This window comes from Catalinimonas locisalis, from assembly GCF_038039535.1.
Taxonomy (GTDB): Bacteria; Bacteroidota; Bacteroidia; order Cytophagales; family Cyclobacteriaceae; genus Catalinimonas.
In genome coordinates, this window is sequence record NZ_JBBPHP010000004.1 from 40834 (window position 1) to 60074 (window position 19241).

The following is a 19241-nucleotide window of genomic DNA, read 5'->3' on the forward strand; positions in this document are numbered from 1 at the left end:
AGTTTATCCTAGAATATTTCATATATAGTACCAGTCCAAAACAAAAAAAGCCGTTTCAATCAGATGAAACGGCTTTTTTTGTTAGTCAATTACATGTTCATTAATTATCACTACTTTCTGGCTGAGGCCAGGGAGCTTCATTACTGTTAGGATTTTGATCTTCTTGGTCAATAGCCTCATTGGCATCAATTTCGCTAAGCGGCAGTAGCATAAAAAACTTAAAGTCATTCTGCTCAAATGCAAATCTAAAGGCTTCAGGATGGTTTTCATCTCGTTGCCATGCCTGCTGTAGTCTCCTCTTATCAGGAAAATCAGCCAGACCTTCGGCATAAAGTTCTTTTCTGCGCTCCAGCATAATCTCATCAATCAGAGTCTGCCCAGTATTTCCCGAAGGTGCAGTCAAGGCTGGATCACGATTACTCTGTAGCTGATAAAGCAAATCGGCAGCAGGTCCAAAATTACCCTGACGCGCCAGTGCTTCCGCTTCAATAAGATACATTTCAGCAACCCTCATGAGTACTACATCTTCTCCAAAATCAGCGTCTGCCACAAATTTGCTGGTGCTGTACAAGCTATCATCTTCCAACGTAAATAAGTTCCTGATATCAGTATCAGAGAAAGTCTCCACAAAGGTAGGATTTGCTCTGATAGCAGGCGTATAACGAGTACCATCCCAGAAAGAAGCAAAGCTACCAAAGTAAGCTGTCTGATCGTTGGAGTAAGGCATACCCCACATCCACTCAGGAGTATCTACATCACGAAAGCCAGTGGTATAACTAGCAGCATCTAAGGAGCCACCGAAAGAAGTACGCGCACGGTTAGCTGCTTCTGCAGCTTCGGCATACATACCCATTTCCAGGTAAACACGTGCCAATATGCCATCGGCAACAGCTTTGTTGATTTTCCAGTTAAATTCTCTCTCCAGATCAAGGTTATCAGAAGCATATTCCAGGTCGCTGAGCAGCAGGTCATAAACATCTCCTACTGAGCTACGGGCTTTACCTACAGTAGAAACAGTAGTAGGCTCAGTATATATTGGAATCCCTACATTATTCCTGCCTGCCTGATAAGGAAGTGCATATTCTTTGATCGCCTGAAAATAAGCAAATCCACGAATTGCCCGGGCTTCGGCCGCAAGTTGTGTCTTTTCTATATCACTGATTGGTGAACCTTCCAAACCTTCTAACAGCAAATTCATGCTGTTGATCAGTTCATAACTCATGTCCCATATCATATTAACCTTTCGGCTTTGTGGGCTGCCTCTTTCCAAATATCTGTATTCAAAAGCCATCCACTGAAAAGCAGGCTGCACAAAATCATTACCCTTCACGGTGCGGGTATTCATGATTGAACCGAAGCCTTCAGAGTCGTCATTACTACCCGTAGTTCCTACGAGTTCGTCATTAAATCCTCGTAGTGTACGATAAGTACCAGCCAGAAAAGCATCAACCCCTTCTACGGAAGAAAACGCGGCATCTGCACCTACTTCTGCTTCAGGTTGGGGCTCATCCACCCATTCTTCACAAGACATCAGCAAGGTAGTGCTGAAGAGTAAGGTAAATATGAATATATTTTTCATTTCACTATTGATTAATATCATAAATCTATTTCTATACCTGCTGACATAATTCTGTAGATAGAAGACTGGTTGTCAGTCTCTCCACTAATACTTTGCTCAGGGTCAAGTCCTTCCCTTGAGAAAAACGTCAACAGATTATCTCCCTTCACATATACTCTCAGTCCTCTGAGGAAACCAGTATTAGCGATAACACTTTCAGGAAGTGAATATCCCAAAGTCACATTACGGAGACGTCCGTAGGTAGCATCAAACAAGAATCTGGTAGAACTCACTGCACCCTGATCACTTGAGTTGAGTCTGGGCACATCAGTTTCGTCTCCCGGATTCTGCCATCTGTTCAGGATATCCTCATGTTTTTGGTTTCCAGGTCTTAGTCCCCCTTCCATCAGGCCAGCATAATCCAGATCCAGGATTTTACCGCCTAAGCTGAAGTTGAAAAGTGCGCTTAGGTCAAATCCTTTATAGCTCAAACGAGTATTCAGTCCCCCGCGTCCCCAGGGCAAGGCGGTACCAGCATTAATTCTATTAGCTACCGCTTCATTGATATCGGTGGTAAGCGCTTTACCCACTACATCACCTTCAGTATTCAAGGAATCTATATACCACTGAGGTTCACCAGTAGCAGAATTTACACCTGCCCATTCGCGTATATAAAAGTCATATACTGAATTACCCTCTCTGCGGATAAAACTACCGCTAATAATTTCTTCCTGAGGTAAGCTGGTAATTTCGTTTCTTTCAAAAGCGATGTTACCACCCAGTGACCAGGAAAGCTCTTCATTATTGATCACATCCCAGTTTAAGCTTACCTCAATGCCACGGTTTTGTAGATTTCCTACGTTTTCAAGTATCTCACCTCCGATTACCCCTAATGAGTTGGCCAATGGACGAGCAAATATTAAGCCGCGAGTATCTTTAAGGTAGGCATCTACACTACCACTAACTTTATCGCGAAACAAGCCGAAATCAAGTCCTAAGTTGGTAATTGCAGAAGTCTCCCAGGTAATCTGGTTATTTCTTAAGGGGCCTAAATAAATCCCAGGAGTACTTAGCTGATCAAAGCCTGTCTGAAAAATGTTTTCTGCCGGGAAGTACACTTGATTATCATCGCTGTCTTGTATGAAAGAGTTACCTACTTCACCATAAGAAGCTCTAAATTTAAGAAAGCTGAAGAAGTCCAAGTCATCCATAAAGGCTTCATCACTGATGACCCATGAACCAGAAAGGGAATAGAAAACACCTTCTCTTGATTCAGGAGCAAACCTGGATGAAATATCTCTTCTAATGGAACCTTGAACAAAGTATTTACTTTTATAGTCATACTCAGCACGTGCCATCAAACTACCGATTCTCTCTCTGTTTTGCACGCCATCAATAGTTTCCAGCGTAGCAGCAGACCCAAGTTGGTAAAGCCCTCCAAAAGGAATTCCTGTTTTCCCCACATCCAGTTCATTGAGTCTAAAGCTATACGCCTCTTGCAACAATAACACATCTACACTGTGATCACCTCCACCAAATTGCTTATTGTAATTTAGACTATTGGTCAGTGTCCACTCAGTAGTAATATCTCTGGCGCGCTGAAGACGTCCGTTTACGGTACGGGCAGAGCCAATTTCAGGATTGGTATATTCACGTTGATCATAGAAATATTTATTGAATGCAAAATTGGTTCTTGCCTTGAAGTTGTTTAAGAAGCTAGCTTCCAAGAACGCGGAGGTTGTACTAAAGAAACGTTCTGATTCATCCTGATCCAGAGTGGTTTGTGCTACCGCATTGGAAGGCTGCAGTACAGGTCTGGATACATTGATCGGTAGCCCTGAGTTCTGACCGTCATCAAATATAGGTTCACCACTGGCATCCAACAATAGACTGCCATCTACATCTCTACGATAGATAGGATAGATGCTGGCCATAGTTCGGATATACTGTATGTTACTGGAAAATGAACTACCAGATTGTACAGGAAAATTTTGCGTTGAAGTGGAAACAGATTGTCTTAAGCCAGCCTTCAACCAATCGTTTAATTCAGTATCAAGGTTTATTCTACCATTGAAGCGTTCAAAGTCTGAATTAATTACTATACCGTCTTGCTTGAGATAGCTCCCACTAAAGTAAAATTGTGTTTTTTCGGAACCTCCTGAGATATTTAAGCTTATATCCTGACGACTACCCTGCTGAAGTAAGGCATCTTCCCAATCAGTTGCCCACTGCAACGACTTTCCAGCCAAAACCTGCCCATCAGGTCCTATAGGTGCATCAAGACCTCCATAAGGATTGTATCCAATACGGCCCAGTAAGCCGTCAGAAGCAGCTTGTCCCGGATTAGGATTACCTGCTATATTAGCATCATTGTACAAAGTTTCCCACTCCAGAAGCATCTGTTGTTCAGCAGTGATAAAAGGATATTCAGCAACTGCCCTACTGGAAACACCGGTAGAAGCCCGCAAATTTATTCTCGTTTCTCCTGCTTTTCCCCTTTTGGTATTAATTAATATAACTCCAGAAGCTGCTCTGGAACCATACAGCGCGGCAGCGGCAGCATCTTTAAGTACCGACATGGACGCAATATCATTAGGGTCAATCGTGTTGAGATTACCATTATAGACTGAGCCATCCAGCACAATGAGAGGGTCAGAACTGGAGTTGATGGAAGAAATACCCCTAATACGAATGGTAGGATTTTCACCAGGTTGGCCGGAACCACTGATAATATTTACTCCCGGTACCGTTCCTTGTAAAGCTGTACCCACAGAAACCAACTGTTGACTTTCTATAGTAGTGTTGTCAATCTCACCAATAGAACTAGTCAGTTTTCTTTTGGACTGTTCACCGTAAGCTACTACAACTACTTCACTCAACTGACGGGCATCTTCTGCCATTTCTACATTGATAGTAGAGCGATCTCCAATAGCCACTTCCTGCTCTCTTAAACCGATAAATGAGAAAACAAGCGTGGTAGCATCATCCGACACGTTCAGTCTATAGTTTCCATCAATGTCTGTGACAGTACCTACTGTAGTACCTTTTACAATAACATTAACGCCTGGTAAGGCTTCTCCTGTTTCTGCAGAACTCACCGTACCGGATACAGTGTTTTGTGCCCATGCAGTAGTCAGGCTAAAAAGGGCGATCATCAGACTTAACACACTACTCCTTAAGAGATGTGTTTTTACTGATGATACGCGTTTGGTAGTGTTTAAACGCATATTGATATGATTTATGTTGAAAGAAAAAAAAGCAAATCTGGTGTGCTTTATTCAGGATGCATCTGCTTAAATCCAGGCTCTACGAGATGCTCATTACAAAGCAGTATTCATATATCATTACCACAAAGAAAATTATAAGTCTAGTTTATTTTACTTATATATATGGAGAAATAAAGGTTAAGTTTTTATGTAAAATATTTGCAAACTTATAGTTATGATTCAAAAAAACAAGTATGCATGCAGAATAATTAATTTTTGAATAATCATAAAAACTCTTTATTATTTTAATGATTACGCAAAATACCTAAGGAAAAGTAGCTTTTTTTCATTAATAGTAAGTTACACAGAATATTTACTTATAGAATAATGACTACACTTTGTGTGATCAAAGTTTAATTTTTACAGGGTATAATTTAAACTTTATCTGTTTCAGGTTTTAACTTTAATGCTTTCAGAATGTTTTAGAGGATATTAAAATCCATGAAAAATTTAGCTTTTTCATAAAAAAACCTCCACAACATATGCGGAGGCTTTCCTTCAATATTGGTGTATGTTATTTATTCAGCCATCACTGTCATTTCTCCTTCGTATGTTCCATCTGACACCATGATGGTATAGGTGCCAGCAGTAGGGAAATCTGCGTATATGTACTGCCCCTCGTCAGCTGCTTCTATCGGATCTCCGTTCAGTGTCCAGTTATAAGATTTATCAATCGTAAAACCTTCTACATAATAAGGTTCCTCGGAAGCACCCACTGCCACTTCGCCACTACCTTGTATGATCAATGAATCACCTGCTCTCCAGTCAATATTTTCTTCTGCTTCATCACAGGATGAAAACACAAAGAGAGTACTCAACAGTAGGGCTGATAATATTTTATACATTTTCATAATCTGCTATTTTTCAGTTTTAATGATTGTTAGTTTACATCCCACCAAAGCCGGGTACTCAGTAAATCAGGCCCTTGTCTGTCAATGGCTTCCTGATAGCTCTCCCGATTAAGGTTTTGCTCATCTACTGGATAAGTTACCCGTAGTGGAATTCCGTCTCCTACTAAAGCACCGGCAGCTGGTGGCTCCAGTATGCCTGTAAAGTCCAGTCTTCTCCATTCGGTCCAGCCCTGTATGCCCTGCATATATAGCGCAAGCCACTTCTGTTCGCCGATGGATTGTCTCCAGTTTGCCGGATCATAAGGAGCCTGATTGGTATAGTAGTCTTCTATAGCGGCAGCATCAAGCGCATCGCCACCTTGGGCAGCCCAATATTCCATAGAGGCAGTAATCGCCTGGTTGTAAAGACTTTCAGCATCACCGCCTATGAATCCTCTGGCGGCTGCTTCGGACATGGTAAACAGTACTTCGGCATAATCCATGTATACACCAGGCGCCTCCGCACTTAATACTTCTTCACTGGGTTGTGAAACCGCACTGTTTGGTATAGCACCTGCCTGAGCCTGAGTAAGTCCATAAGTAAGCCCTACATACTCACCACTGGCATTAGGCGCTGCGTAATAATCAATGCGAGGGTCATTGGTTTCTTTTAAATAATCAATGAGAGGCTCACTTGTAGCAAAATCCGCTCTTGTTTTACGATCCTCATTCAAAGGATTATTATTGGGTACTGAGGTCATGTAACGCAGCAATGCATTATCGTCATTTTCCTCAAATACGCCTGCCTGCATAGCTTCATTGATTGCAGCAGATGCCATATCAGGGGCTACATCAGCCATCCTGATGGCAACTCTCATCTTCAGAGAATTGGCAAATTTTTTCCACTTCTCCATATCCCCATCATAAATCAGGTCACCGGTCACAAAGCCTGGCTCAGTTACATTGATCATACTGCTTGCTTCAGTTAGCTCTGCCAGGAGGTCAGCATAAATTTCTGACTGTGGCGTATAGGCCGGGCTTACCTGATCAGAACCCTGTAAGGCTTCTTCATAAGGTACATCACCCCATATATCCGTGATGATCTGAAACATCCAGGCTTTCATGATTTTAGCAACTGCGATCTGATTTTCAGTATCACCATAAGCCGAAAAATCGGTAGGGCGCTCCTCATTAAGGCGGATTATCTCCTGCAAATCGCGGATTCCTCCACCATTAGGGTCACCTGCCAGGGCAGCATCTCTTCCGGCATAGTAATACAGCCAATAGTTATTATTGACCCCCTGACGAAGTTGATAACGGCTTTCATCAGTATATTCATTGGCAGCCCAGTACTGAGCGTAGAGCATTCCGAAACGTCCATTATGCCACTCATCCCAAATATGGTCCATCAATTGCTTTTGCGCAGAAGTCAGCAGGGAGGTAGTGGGTACTACCGGCGGCTGATTGGGATCAGTATTCATTTCCTCAAAATCCTCGCAGGCACTTATGCTGAGCATGAGCGTAGCAAGAACAAATATTTTAATATGATTTACTATATATTTCATCATGGTAAGCATTATTAAAGATCAAAGCTTAAGTTGAATCCCCAGGATCTGATGGAAGGTAACTGAGCACCTTCTATACCCTGAATGTTATTGGAGCTAAGGGTAGATTCGGGGTCCAGATGTGGTATTTTTTTGTACAGAATCGCAAGGTTACGCCCTACCAGAGACAGTGTGATGTTTTTGAAAGGACTGTTTTCCAATACACTGTTGGGTAAGGTATAGCCCAACGTAACTTCGCGAAGCTTAATGAAACTGCCATCATACACATGCGCTGCATCTCTACCGTACAAGCCCTGGAAAAAGTTGATCGCAGGCAAACGGGTAGTGTTAGGTTCGTACTCAGGGTTTTCTGCGGTACCTACATTGACTACCCCTTCAGCGACTACTCCTAACTCTCTGACATTTCCGTCTACTGTTTCCTGCAGCATCCCGCTATATTTTCCAAACATATTGGTAATTGAGAATATATCGGAGCCTTTTCTTCCATCTACCAGCACGCTTGCACTGATACCTTTGAAACTAAACCTATTAGTAATACCGCCTGTCCAGTCGGGCATAGCATTACCCAAAGGCACCTGCTCACTGGTTACCGCATAAGTCCCGCTGGAGTTGATGATCTTGTTTCCTTCATCGTCATACATAAAGTCAAAACCCATGATTGCTCCATAAGGCTCACCTTCACGGGCTACCACACTTACTGAGAAAGGGGCATTGGCCAGTGTATAGGTATCAATTCCTTCAGCCAGTTCCACAATCTTGTTTCTGTTTCTGGCCCAGTTCACAATCAGGTCCCACTGGAAGTTTTCTGTCTCCACCGGTGTTGCTCTTAGTTGTAATTCCACTCCTTTGTTAGTAACCTCACCAGCGTTAATAATCTGTGATCCGTAACCGGTAGCCCCAGAAACATCTACTGTAAATATCTGGTCAGTACTTACTGAACTGTAGTATGTTACGTCAAGCCCTACCCTATTATTAAAAAAGCGGAGATCAGTTCCTACTTCCCATGAGCGGGTTATCTCAGGCTTCAAAAGAGGGTTATTAAGTGCATTTGGCACGGTAAACCTGGGATTGGTCCCGAAACTTTCTTTAGGCGCATAAGTCAAGGCCAGACGATAGGGATCGGTATCATTACCTACTTGTGCCCAGCCGGCTCTCAGTTTACCATAAGAAAGAATGCTACTGTTTACCAACGGCTCAAGCTCGGAGAATACAAAGCTACCTGATACTGAGGGGTAGAGGTAAGAATTATTATCCACCGGTAAGGTAGAAGACCAGTCGTTACGCAGTGTGAAATCAGCGTACAACATATCTCTAAAGCCTACTGAAGCATTACCAAAAACACTATTGATTTGCCTTTCTTCAAAATAGTCATCTACCAATACAGAACCTACCGAGTTGATCAGGCTATAAAAGTCTGGCACGTTCAGTCCGCCCTGGGTAGTTCCTACATTTCGGTTATAGGTATTATACCTGATATTTCCTCCAACAAAGGCATTTAAGGTAAATACTTCATTTATTCTCTTGTCAAAAGTCAGTATAAGGTCTGCATTGGTTTCTTTTACCTCACGGATACCTTCTGAATATTCGGGTATTGCCTGTGAACCTACCGCTATTCGCTCTTCTCTTCTGTCAGTATAGTAGTCTGTCATCAACCTACCGGTTAGGTTAAGCCAATCTGTAAAATCGTAGCTCATTGAAAAGTTACCGAATAAACGCTCACGATTGTCATTCTGGTAGTTTTCATAGCGCGTCCAGTAAGGGTTATCAGAGTACTTGGGAGTAAGATCTGTAGGACTAGTAATGTTCCAGGTTCTTTGGATACCCTCGGATGTCTTGTAGGTCCTCAGCTTATCCATACTCATCTGCCGATGACTCCACTGATTAAACTGCTGCATCACATTGTTACCATCATAACCTGTTCCCGGTCTACCCAAGGCACTGTTTACAACATAGTTGGCTGAAACAGATGCGGTTAGTTTGTCCGTGAGTTTGGCAGAACCAGAAAAGCTAAGTGTATTTCTCTTCAGCTCACTGTTGGGCAATACAAAATCCTGGTTCACATTTGTATAGGATAGTCTGAATGTGGTAACATCATTACCACCGGAGAAAGCAATATTGTTATTTAATGTAACCCCAGTGTTGAAAAAGTTTTCAATATTATCAGGATGTGCCACCCAGGGGGTTCTCAAACCATAGTCAGGATCACCTTCGTAAAAGCTATACCATTGTCTTACGGGACGTCCATCCAGACGAGGACCCCAGCTTTCGTCAAAGGCAAAATAGGCTACATCTTCTCCCTCAAATTGCGTGAAAGGGCCATTACCTCCTCCATATTCGTTCTGGTAGTCAGGTAATACAAATACTTCGTCTAGGGTGACACTTGAGTTGACACTTACCCCTATTCCTTGCTGATTTTCACCCTTCTTGGTGGTGATCAGTATTACCCCATTAGCAGCACGGGTACCATAAAGCGCCGCTGCACTGGGGCCTTTCAATACAGAAATAGACTTGATATCATCGGGGTTAATATCCTGAGCCATGTTACCGTAGTCATAACCACCGCTACCTCTGGCCTGATCGGTAGAGGTGAAGTTTGAATTATCTATAGGCACTCCATCTACCACAAACAAAGGCTGGTTGTTACCTGCTACGGAGTTGATTCCACGAATAAGGATACGGGAAGAACCTCCCATATTACCGGAAGCACCATTCACCTGCACCCCGGCAATACGACCGGAGAGAGAGTTTACTACGTTTACCTCTCGGGCTTTGGTAATGCTTTCTCCTTCAATCTCCTGTACTGAATAACCCAGAGCACGCTCATCACGCTCAATACCCAAAGCGGTAACCACTACTTCAGATAACTGCTGTGTATCTGGTGTGAGCTGAATGTCAATATTAGAGCGATTGCCAATGGCTACACTCTGGGTACGATATCCGATGAATGAAAAAGAAAGTGAATCAGCGCCTTCCGAAGCATTGACCCGGTAGTTTCCATCCAGATCTGTCACTGTTCCCTGTGTAGTTCCTTTTACAATCACATTAACCCCTGGTAAGGGTTCACCTTCTTCCGAACTTACTTGTCCGGTAATCACCTGCTGCGCCTGCGCCGACGAGCATAAAAATAAAAATGCCACTACCACCACGAATATTCTTTGGGTGTGGGTAGTGACAAAACTGGTACAATTAATTCCCATAACAACACAATTTATCTGTAAAAAAATAGAAATGAATCCTAAGTTGAGGGCAGCAAAAAATTATTGAACTACAAAAAAAGCATGGTGGCAGATCAAAAATCAGTAAAACTACTGCGCCATATTTATCAATAAAAAATCAAGAATTACTTTTTAATCAATATTTATGTACTTTCCAAGTTTTTAAAAAGAAATGTGACATACTGGATGCCTTAGCATTTGATGTCAGAATGCAAAACATATACTTTGTATCTAGCTATCTAAGCAAATTGTTATTAATTCGCTTAATTTTTTTTGTATTACACGAAAAAGGTAGAGCACAGCTTTTAAAATGGGATATGAGATGTATATACAAAATTTTGTCAGAACGCCATTATTTCTTTCATTTACTTACTTTTATAGAAGAATATTTGTCAAATATTCTTTCAGAAAATGAAATTATTATCAACCGACTTTTTTCTTCACTTCTACTTTGCTCCTTTCCGCTACTCACTTTCATCACTGTGGAGTAGACAAAAAAAAGTGAAGTAGAAAAACTTCTACTTCACAGCTATTTATTTTGCTAAATATTAACTACTGCCTTATTCTTCCTGTAGCTGAACATTAATTGTGCTTTGCCCTCCGATACCAATCTTTTGGGTTCTGTATCCCAGACTAGAGAAGACAAGCGTATCAGCCTCTCCTCCCACTTCCAGGCTATAATTACCCTGCATATTGGTAACAGTTCCCTGGTTGGAGCCTTGTACGCTCACATCTACCCCCGGCAGAGGATCTCCTCCAGAGGTCACTTTACCACTTATTGTAGCCTCGGGTATCATGGTGAAAGCAAAAATACCAACCAATACAACGACCAATGCTATAGAATAAATATTCACCGACTTCTTCATGTTTTCCTGGATTAAGTTTAAAAAGTAAATACTACTAGTTAGGTAAGGAGGATGATCACAAAAATGTTCAATTTTTTACAGAGAAAGCAATTTTTAAGTATATCAGGCTATCGTGAATAATAGTGTTTGATTACTTCTTCCGTTGATTTCTCCTGGGGAGTGAAATCTGTTTCCCAGCGATCCCAGCGGCTCTCACGGTTCACAAAGGGGTACCATTTCCAGAGGAAGCCTCCGGCAAACCAGGGCTGATGCCAGAAAGTCTGATATAGTGCTTCATAGGCTGTTTTTTGTGCTTCCATGTTTTTCACCAAGCCTTCTTCCTCGTTATGCCAGTGGCCGCGTGAAGCAAAGTCCGCACTACGATACCCGTATTCTGTAAATAATATGGGCTTATTATACTCTTCTCTCACTTCTTCTATAAGTTCCAGAGGTTCTTCCCAATGATTCAGAAGTTCTTTGACAGAAGGGTTTTTCTTGTCAGAAAGGGGGAAGTAAGCATCTATGCCTATAAAGTCCAGCTCATCCCAAAAGGTGATGTACTCAAAATTATCCCAGTTGGCGGCATAGGTTAGCTTTCCCGCATATCGCTCTCTGATTCTCTTACTCAGTTTTCGCCAGAAGTCAGGCCGCTCACGAGCAGGTATGCGATACTCTGTCCCTATGCATATCATCTCCACATTTTCACTGACAGCAATATCCGTCATGATATCCAGGTATTCGGTGTAGGATTGCTCCCACTGCTGCCACTCTTCCTCGGTCTTGAGGTTAAAATCTCCCGGCCAGCCCTGACGCCTGATCCATACGTGAGGTTTGAGCATCACTTTAAGCCCCAGGCTCTTGGCATAACGGACGGTATGCTCTACACCCTCTTTGGTTTCACCCCACCATTTACCTTCCAGTCGGTAGTTGACTATAGGATCTTCTTCCAGAGAAAATGCGTAGGGTACGATAGCCACCCAGCCCGCACTGATAGACTTCACTGAAACCATCGTCTGCTCCCCCACTGAATCTCGGGGAGCCACAAAACATACCCCGTTAATCTTATCTCCCAGGTAGTGCTGGGATACACTTTCACAAGCCAGGAAAAAGGGAAAGATCAAATAAAGAAATAAGCGCATAATTTGTATTTGCCTCATGCCAGCAGGGAATGGTTGATCCAAAAACCCAGGCCAGCTAGTCAGTGTACTTACTTCTTTCTTTTGCATATCAGACAGTCATTAGCGTAAATATTAGCTGCGCATATGGGTGCTGTATTCTTTGACTACCTCTATAAAGTGTTTTACCTTTTCAGGGTCAATATCAGGATATACTCCATGCCCCAGGTTTGCGATATGGCGATAAGGGCCAAAAGCATCCAGCATCCTCTTTGTTTCCTGCTCAATCACTGCATAATCTGCGTAGAGCGTAGCCGGATCAAGATTGCCCTGTAACACTTTTGTCTCACCAAAGAGAGAACGCATTTGCATTATATCCATATTCCAGTCCAGACCTATCGTCTCACAGGATAGCCGGGGCATGGCGGGCATACTGGTAAATGCGCCTTTGGCAAAAACGGTTACCGGCACTTCAGTAATCGCGTCGCAAATCTGAGAGATATAAGATAGTGAAAAGTCTGCATATTGTCGGGTAGAAAGAATACCTGCCCAGGAATCAAATACCTGCACCAGGTTAGCTCCCGCTTCTATCTGAGCTTTGAGGTAGGCAATGGTACTATCGGTAATCATCTGCAAGAGACGATGGGCCAGTTCCGGTTCTTTGTACAGCATGGCCCTGGGCTGGGAAAAAGTTTTGCTTCCTGAGCCTTCTACCATATAGGCAAAAATCGTCCAGGGTGCACCGGCAAAGCCAATGATAGGCACCCGCCCATCCAGCTCACGCTTGGTCACTTTAATGGCTTCTGGTGTATAAGCCAGGTCGCCGGAAATATCAGCTACCTTAAGGCGATCAATATCCGCAGCGGAGTTCACAGTTTTAGGAAAGTAGGGACCTCTTTTCTCCACCATTTCATAAGGAAGCCCCATCGCTTCAGGAATCACGAGTATATCCGAGAAGATGATCGCAGCATCTACCCCCAGAATATCTACCGGTTGTATGGTCACTTCCGCGGCACGTTCCGGGTTTTTGACCAGTTCTACAAAGCCATTCATCTTTTCTCTGACAGCTCTGTATTCCGGCAATATTCTTCCAGCCTGCCGCATCAGCCATACCGGCGTGCGCTCCGTTTGCTCTCCCCGGATGGTTCTGAGTAATAAGTCGTTCTTTAATTGCATGCTCAAAGATATTAGTTCAAAGTTGTAAGTTCAAAGTTCGGAGTTTAAGAGTTCTTTGTGTTTTAGGGTTATGGTGTTATGGTGTTATGGTGTTATGGTGTTATGGTTTAAAACGAAAGAACTATAACACCAGAAACTATAACAGTCTCTTCCAACATTGTTCTTTGTTCATTGTTCTCTGTACATTATATATTGCTCACTGTTTAGCATCTCATTTTTAACAACAAACTTATTTTTTTATGTCAATACAAAGTATCAATCCTCTAAATAATAAACTACTCAAAGAATTTGAGGAACATAGCGATGCACAGATAGAAGAAGTGCTGCAGACCGCAGACAGTACTTACCGCAAATGGCGCAAGTTTTCTTTTGAAGAAAGGAGCAAGCTCATGCATAAAGCAGCCGATGTGTTGCGCTCCAATAAAAACAAGTATGCCCAGATCATGACTGATGAAATGGGCAAAACCAAGAAAGAAGCCATAGCTGAGGTAGAGAAATGCGCCCTCTGCTGTGATTATTATGCCGATAATGCCGCTCAGTTTCTGGCTGATGAACCGCTGAAGATTGATCAAGGAGAAGCCTATATTGCCTATGATCCTATAGGTACTGTCCTGGCGATCATGCCCTGGAATTTTCCTTACTGGCAGGTGATCCGCTTTGCCGCTCCTACCCTGATGGCGGGCAATGTGGGTATACTGAAACATGCCTCTAATGTTCCTCAGTGTGCTTTGGCGCTGGAAGAAGTCTTCCGTGAAGCGGGCTTCCCCCAGGGCTGTTTTCAATCCCTGCTGATTCCCAGCAAAAAGGTAGACCATCTGCTGGCCGACGAACGTATTAAAGCAGCTACACTGACCGGTAGTGAAGGGGCAGGGAGTAAAGTAGCTGCCAAAGCCGGGAAAGAATTAAAGAAGACAGTACTGGAACTGGGGGGTAGCGATCCCTTTATTGTGCTGGCCGATGCGGACATTGAAAAAGCTGCGACTACAGCTGTCAAAGCCCGAATGATCAACTGCGGACAAAGCTGTATTGCTGCCAAACGCTTCATTGTGGTGCAGGAAGTGTACGATCAGTTTATAGAGATATTTAAACAAAAGATGTCAGCGCTTAAGCAGGGCGACCCTAATGAAGATGGCGTGGATTATGGACCTATGGCCCGTGAGGATCTGGCAAACGAACTATTGGAACAGACAAAAAAGTCTGTTGAAAAAGGTGCGGAAGTACTACTGGGTGGCGACCGACCTGATAAAGAAGGTGCTTTCTTCAACGCAACTATTTTAGGTAATCTGAAAGCGGGAATGCCTGCCTATGATGAGGAAATGTTTGGGCCGGTAGCCTCAGTCTTTAAGGTAAAAGACGAGGAAGAAGCCATACTCATTGCCAACGATTCTCCTTACGGACTAGGCGGCTGTGTATGGACGAAAGACATTGAGAAGGGTAAACACTTTGTACGTCAGGTAGAATCCGGGGCAGTGTACATCAACAAAATGACGGCCTCACATCCGGCACTTCCTTTTGGGGGTGTAAAGAAATCGGGCTACGGCAGAGAGCTCTCTCACCTGGGTATACGTGAGTTTGTGAACCAGAAGACGGTGTGGCTGGAGAAATGATGTTAGATGATTAATGAATAATGAGGAATGATTGGTAGTCATTTCTCTTCTACGCTTCCTCAGAGTCCCTACAGCGGAGGCCGCTTGCAGGTGACTCTGAGCAGCGTAAAAAGTAGAAGCAAATAACTTATCGTTAGCTCTTTATTATTCCATACTCGGTTTTGAGGGCTAAAAGTTAGCGTGCAATAACTTATCGTAGTAATATGTTATTGTGCGCCTGCTACAAATGAATACCACATCTGTTTTATTACCTCAATCATACAAAAATTTAATCACACACAGGGGTATGTTATTCCTCTCTCATGATTTGTTATTTACCGCGGCGATACGTTATTTTTTCATACCCTAAAATGGCTAAAAGTTAGTCCGATGTCTTTTGGCACCGCAAAAATATTATTCTATCGGTTGAAAGGATAATTAATTACTCTCTCTGCTCTATTTCATTAGCTTCAGTATACTACTGCCAGTCGCATTTTGATACGACCACCCACTAAAAGTATATTAAATTGTATTATCTTGATTTGATATATTGTATGTAAAGGCAGTATGTTGAGGTTATATAGCTAATAGCATCAATTTAAAAGTAACAGCATGACACGAAAGCTACTCAACTTGACTCTTTTTTTCTCCTTGGCAGTTGAGCTCACTTCCTGTGACGGACAAATCAAAAAAGACTTACCCAAAGAGATGGTAAGTGAATCAAAAGTAATATCTGTTGGACAGCCCAAACTTATAAAAACCCAAGGCTCACAGAAAGGTGACAATGTTAACACTAGTCTTCAGGACAAAGCAGGGAATCTTTGGTTCGGCACAACAGGCGAAGGCCTTTATCAATATGACGGAAAATCATTTATACAATATACCACAACAAATGGGCTCAATAGTAATACGATTCACTGTATTTTGGAAGATAAAGATGGTAAGATTTGGATAGGCACAGCCGCAGGAATTTGTCTTTACGATGGTGACAAATTTAACCATATTCAAATCCCTTTACCCCCTGATTTACCGCCCAATAAGTATCACGCCACTCATAATGTATTTGACATCATGCAAGACAATAGTGGGAAACTATGGTTTGCTACGATTGATGGTGTGTATGTCTACGATGGAAAATCCTTTACTCCATTCATTATTAATGAAGATGGAGGTGGCTTTATGAGCAGTAACCATAATGTAGAAAGAATTTTAGAAGATAAAGCAGGTAATATTTGGTTTGGTGGCCGGGTTAACTCCGGTGTATTTCGTTACGATGGCAAATCCATAACCAATCTTAAACTTAACGGTGACGATTGGGCCTGGCCTGCTTTGGTTGACAAAAAAGGAGATATTTGGTTCAGCAATTGGGATGGTGCTTATGTTTATGATGGAAAATCATTTACAAGAATTAATGGATTACCTTATGGTCCTACTACCCAAATTGTAGAAGATAAAAAAGGCAATCTTTGGTTTGGAGGAGGAGGCCGTGGAATTTGTCGTTACGATGGAAAAACTTTCACCTGTTTAACAGCAAAAGATGGGTTACTCAATGAAGGTGTTTGGTCAATTTTGGAGGATAAATCCGGAAATCTATGGGTGGGCACAAGGAATACGGGTTTATTCCGATATGATGGAGAAGCCTTTACCAGTTTTACAGATATCAATTTCTCAGATCAGAGCGTATTTTTCCCGAATGTCAAGTAAAAAACTAGTGCTAATCCCACTATCCTCAGTATGCTACTGCCGTAATGGAACTGAAGGTTTGAATCAAGTCAAGTTTTAATTTGACGGTATCTGTAGACTTCAATTCCATTTCGGAAGTTGAAATAAACTTAAGCCAGTCGCAAGTATCCCGATGACCTGCATCTCTAAAATAACTATCTTAGGAGTACGGATGCAAAGAAAATTATATTAATAGCACTAGCAATTGTGGAGATGGCCACCGTGGCAACGGCCTCTGTGGCAACCTTTGGGTTTGTAGCATATAAATATGTTGCGTTCGGGCCGATGAATAACAAATAAAAATTTAAAAAAACTTCAATGCTTAATCAACATACCATGAAACGAAACGAGATTTACCATAGTGATCCGGAGATTTTAGGAGGCACTCCGGTGTTTACAGGCACCCGCGTACCCATTAATACTTTGCTGGTTTACCTGCGCAAAGGTAAGCGTATTGAAGACTTTCGTGATGATTTTCCTACGGTAAGCTTCGCACAAGCCGAAGCACTACTTGAATTGGCAGGTCAGGAACTGATGGCTCACTCCGATTCGTCAGATTCATGATTCGGGTATTGCTGGATGAAAACTTACCTCGCAAGCTCAAACGGTCGCTCAATGCTGAGACCATTACAGTGCCTGAATGTGGTTGGGGTGGTTTTAAAAACGGGGAGTTGCTGCAGAAAGCCGCGGCAGAGTTTGATGTGATGCTGACGATGGACCGTGGCATTGAGCATCAACAAAACCTAAGTGGCCTCAGTCTCTGTCTCATTGTATTGTCAGCAGTGAGCAATGATCTGGATGACTTGCTACCTTTAGTGCCTTCAATTAACACTGCATTAACTAAAACCATCCCTGGTCACATTATCCATATAAAAGAAACAGACGTTTTATAAGAAGTGTATCCTGTTCCATGGGTCACCCAAAGCCCCCTAGCTTCAGTATGCTACTGCCAGTAGCGGGCTAGGCTTCAGCGGAGCGCTGCCAGATTTCAAAAATCTGGCAGAGATAGCTTACTTGATTTGTATAGCGGCAGGCTGCCATAGATTACTGTGCTGGTTTCATTTCTTTCATGATTACCCTTCGCAGAGCCATGGCATAGCCCAGGTGCAGAGATTCGTGCATGGCATTGAAGCGAATACCTTCCTGAATATCTGATAAAGTTACGCCAAAGCTGGTTGTGTACTCATGATACTGCTGAAAACGCTGTGCCTCAAAATCCTGTTGAAGTTGTTCAATAGTAGAGATTGCCAGTGCTTTGAGCTTTTCTATCTCTTCTCCACTTACATGTCCGTTGGGTTTTGTTCCTCTTCGGTAGGAATCTATTAGTTCCAGATCTACATGCATCTCCAAACCGGATAGTTTATAACAAATGATCTGCTGGGTGGCGATGATATGTCCAAAATTCCAGATGATATTGTTGTTGAATCCGGGAGGAATATGATTCAGCGCATGCTCATCCAGGGCATCCAGTAGTTTCATAAAGTTTTCTCTTCCTTTGCGGGTATAGGCTATTTCTTTCATACGATTGTTTGAGTTTGATCAGTTACAAGCTTCATAAATTTACATGAAAAGCTTTGAGTATACATAATAGGCTAAAATTTATTACTGCATCCCCATGACTTTTAAGGCCCTTTCCAGGTCCTGCGGAGTATCTATGCTGATGCTTTCGTGTGCTGTAATCCCTATCTTGATGGGATAGCCATTTTCTATCCAGCGCAACTGCTCCAGTGATTCTGCTTTCTCCAGACTGGAAATCGGTAGTTGTGTTACTTCCCTCAAAATATCGGCACGATAGGCATAGATACAGACATGTTTGTAATACGTATGGTGCTCCAGCCATTCAGCTTTATCATAGCCTCTCAGGTAAGGAATACATTCCCTGCTGAAATAGATCGCGTTCATATGCTTATTGAAGATGACTTTCATGATAGTGGGGTTGAAAAGCAGCGGGGCTTCTTTCACCTCATTGACCAGTGTAGCCAGTTGTGTTTCTCCATCCAGCAGGCCTGCCAGTTCATCTATGGTATCAGGGTGGATAAAAGGCTCATCTCCCTGTATGTTGATCACATAGTCATAGTCTGTGGATTGCTTATCCAGCGCTTCGCGACAGCGGTCGGTACCGGAAGGATGCTGTTCGGAGGTCATTACCGCTTCACCACCAAAATCTTCTACGTGCTTCCGGATATCGTCATGATCGGTGGCCACAATTACTTTCTCTAGTTTTTTAGCTGCTGAAGCCTGTTCAAAGGTGCGCTGCACCATACTTTTACCTTTGATATCAGCCAGGGCTTTGGCTGGAAAACGCGTAGAGGCTAAGCGGGCGGGAATAATGCCTAGTATCTTCAAATCCTTATTATTTAGCT

The 19241-nt window shown here is 42.7% G+C and carries 14 protein-coding genes; 4 read left to right on the forward strand and 10 right to left on the reverse strand.

Features of this window, described 5'->3' with window-relative positions; all coding sequences use genetic code 11:
• Positions 1-100: 100 nt before the first annotated feature.
• From WJR50_RS07500 to hemE, 8 genes are all read right to left on the reverse strand, one after another.
• Complete coding sequence (locus WJR50_RS07500; protein WP_341292629.1) at positions 101-1579, reverse strand: RagB/SusD family nutrient uptake outer membrane protein; 1479 nt, start codon at positions 1577-1579, stop codon at positions 101-103.
• Between the two features lie 17 nt (positions 1580-1596).
• Positions 1597-4785, reverse strand: a complete 3189-nt coding sequence (locus WJR50_RS07505; RefSeq protein WP_341292630.1) for a SusC/RagA family TonB-linked outer membrane protein — start codon at positions 4783-4785, stop codon at positions 1597-1599.
• 557 nt (positions 4786-5342) lie between these two features.
• Positions 5343-5675, reverse strand: a complete 333-nt coding sequence (locus WJR50_RS07510; protein ID WP_341292631.1) for a hypothetical protein — start codon at positions 5673-5675, stop codon at positions 5343-5345.
• Between the two features lie 29 nt (positions 5676-5704).
• Positions 5705-7222, reverse strand: coding sequence for a SusD/RagB family nutrient-binding outer membrane lipoprotein (locus tag WJR50_RS07515; RefSeq protein WP_341292632.1), 1518 nt, complete (start codon positions 7220-7222; stop codon positions 5705-5707).
• An 11-nt stretch (positions 7223-7233) separates the two neighbouring features.
• Positions 7234-10416: a SusC/RagA family TonB-linked outer membrane protein gene (locus WJR50_RS07520; protein WP_341292633.1), complete on the reverse strand. Its 3183-nt coding sequence runs from the start codon at positions 10414-10416 to the stop codon at positions 7234-7236.
• A 578-nt stretch (positions 10417-10994) separates the two neighbouring features.
• The gene (locus tag WJR50_RS07525; RefSeq protein ID WP_341292634.1) at positions 10995-11300 is read right to left on the reverse strand and encodes a carboxypeptidase-like regulatory domain-containing protein; all 306 of its coding nucleotides are present in this window, start codon (positions 11298-11300) and stop codon (positions 10995-10997) included.
• 107 nt (positions 11301-11407) lie between these two features.
• Positions 11408-12505, reverse strand: coding sequence for a glycoside hydrolase family 113 (locus tag WJR50_RS07530; RefSeq protein ID WP_341292635.1), 1098 nt, complete (start codon positions 12503-12505; stop codon positions 11408-11410).
• Positions 12506-12529: 24 nt separating this feature from the next.
• Positions 12530-13570, reverse strand: a complete 1041-nt coding sequence (hemE, locus tag WJR50_RS07535; protein WP_341292636.1) for a uroporphyrinogen decarboxylase — start codon at positions 13568-13570, stop codon at positions 12530-12532.
• A gap of 239 nt (positions 13571-13809) precedes the next feature.
• Between hemE and WJR50_RS07540 the strand changes: the two genes are divergently transcribed.
• From WJR50_RS07540 to WJR50_RS07555, 4 genes are all read left to right on the forward strand, one after another.
• On the forward strand, positions 13810-15177 hold the full coding sequence (locus WJR50_RS07540; RefSeq protein WP_341292637.1) for an NAD-dependent succinate-semialdehyde dehydrogenase: 1368 nt from the start codon (positions 13810-13812) through the stop codon (positions 15175-15177).
• A gap of 591 nt (positions 15178-15768) precedes the next feature.
• Positions 15769-16860, forward strand: coding sequence for a ligand-binding sensor domain-containing protein (locus WJR50_RS07545; RefSeq protein ID WP_341292638.1), 1092 nt, complete (start codon positions 15769-15771; stop codon positions 16858-16860).
• 354 nt (positions 16861-17214) lie between these two features.
• On the forward strand, positions 17215-17442 hold the full coding sequence (locus WJR50_RS07550; RefSeq protein WP_341292639.1) for a DUF433 domain-containing protein: 228 nt from the start codon (positions 17215-17217) through the stop codon (positions 17440-17442).
• Positions 17439-17771 (forward strand): DUF5615 family PIN-like protein, encoded by a 333-nt coding sequence (locus WJR50_RS07555; RefSeq protein WP_341292640.1) that lies wholly within the window; start codon positions 17439-17441, stop codon positions 17769-17771. The genes WJR50_RS07550 and WJR50_RS07555 overlap by 4 nt, the downstream gene beginning before the upstream one ends.
• 151 nt (positions 17772-17922) lie before the next feature.
• Here the strand turns inward: WJR50_RS07555 and WJR50_RS07560 are convergent, their stop codons facing one another.
• Complete coding sequence (locus WJR50_RS07560; RefSeq protein WP_341292641.1) at positions 17923-18399, reverse strand: DinB family protein; 477 nt, start codon at positions 18397-18399, stop codon at positions 17923-17925.
• A gap of 81 nt (positions 18400-18480) precedes the next feature.
• The gene (gene kdsB, locus WJR50_RS07565; protein ID WP_341292642.1) at positions 18481-19224 is read right to left on the reverse strand and encodes a 3-deoxy-manno-octulosonate cytidylyltransferase; all 744 of its coding nucleotides are present in this window, start codon (positions 19222-19224) and stop codon (positions 18481-18483) included.
• Positions 19225-19241: the final 17 nt, after the last annotated feature.

Excerpts from the sequence above, each read along its gene's own strand:
- WJR50_RS07500 (WP_341292629.1), bottom strand. The coding sequence starts at position 1,579 with ATGAAAAATATATTCATATTTACCTTACTCTTCAGCACTACCTTGCTG.
- WJR50_RS07505 (WP_341292630.1), bottom strand. The coding sequence starts at position 4,785 with ATGCGTTTAAACACTACCAAACGCGTATCATCAGTAAAAACACATCTC.
- WJR50_RS07510 (WP_341292631.1), bottom strand. The coding sequence starts at position 5,675 with ATGAAAATGTATAAAATATTATCAGCCCTACTGTTGAGTACTCTCTTT.
- WJR50_RS07515 (WP_341292632.1), bottom strand. The coding sequence starts at position 7,222 with ATGATGAAATATATAGTAAATCATATTAAAATATTTGTTCTTGCTACG.
- WJR50_RS07520 (WP_341292633.1), bottom strand. The coding sequence starts at position 10,416 with ATGGGAATTAATTGTACCAGTTTTGTCACTACCCACACCCAAAGAATA.
- WJR50_RS07525 (WP_341292634.1), bottom strand. The coding sequence starts at position 11,300 with ATGAAGAAGTCGGTGAATATTTATTCTATAGCATTGGTCGTTGTATTG.
- WJR50_RS07530 (WP_341292635.1), bottom strand. The coding sequence starts at position 12,505 with ATGCAAAAGAAAGAAGTAAGTACACTGACTAGCTGGCCTGGGTTTTTG.
- hemE (WP_341292636.1), bottom strand. The coding sequence starts at position 13,570 with ATGCAATTAAAGAACGACTTATTACTCAGAACCATCCGGGGAGAGCAA.
- WJR50_RS07540 (WP_341292637.1), top strand. The coding sequence starts at position 13,810 with ATGTCAATACAAAGTATCAATCCTCTAAATAATAAACTACTCAAAGAA.
- WJR50_RS07545 (WP_341292638.1), top strand. The coding sequence starts at position 15,769 with ATGACACGAAAGCTACTCAACTTGACTCTTTTTTTCTCCTTGGCAGTT.
- WJR50_RS07550 (WP_341292639.1), top strand. The coding sequence starts at position 17,215 with ATGAAACGAAACGAGATTTACCATAGTGATCCGGAGATTTTAGGAGGC.
- WJR50_RS07555 (WP_341292640.1), top strand. The coding sequence starts at position 17,439 with ATGATTCGGGTATTGCTGGATGAAAACTTACCTCGCAAGCTCAAACGG.
- WJR50_RS07560 (WP_341292641.1), bottom strand. The coding sequence starts at position 18,399 with ATGAAAGAAATAGCCTATACCCGCAAAGGAAGAGAAAACTTTATGAAA.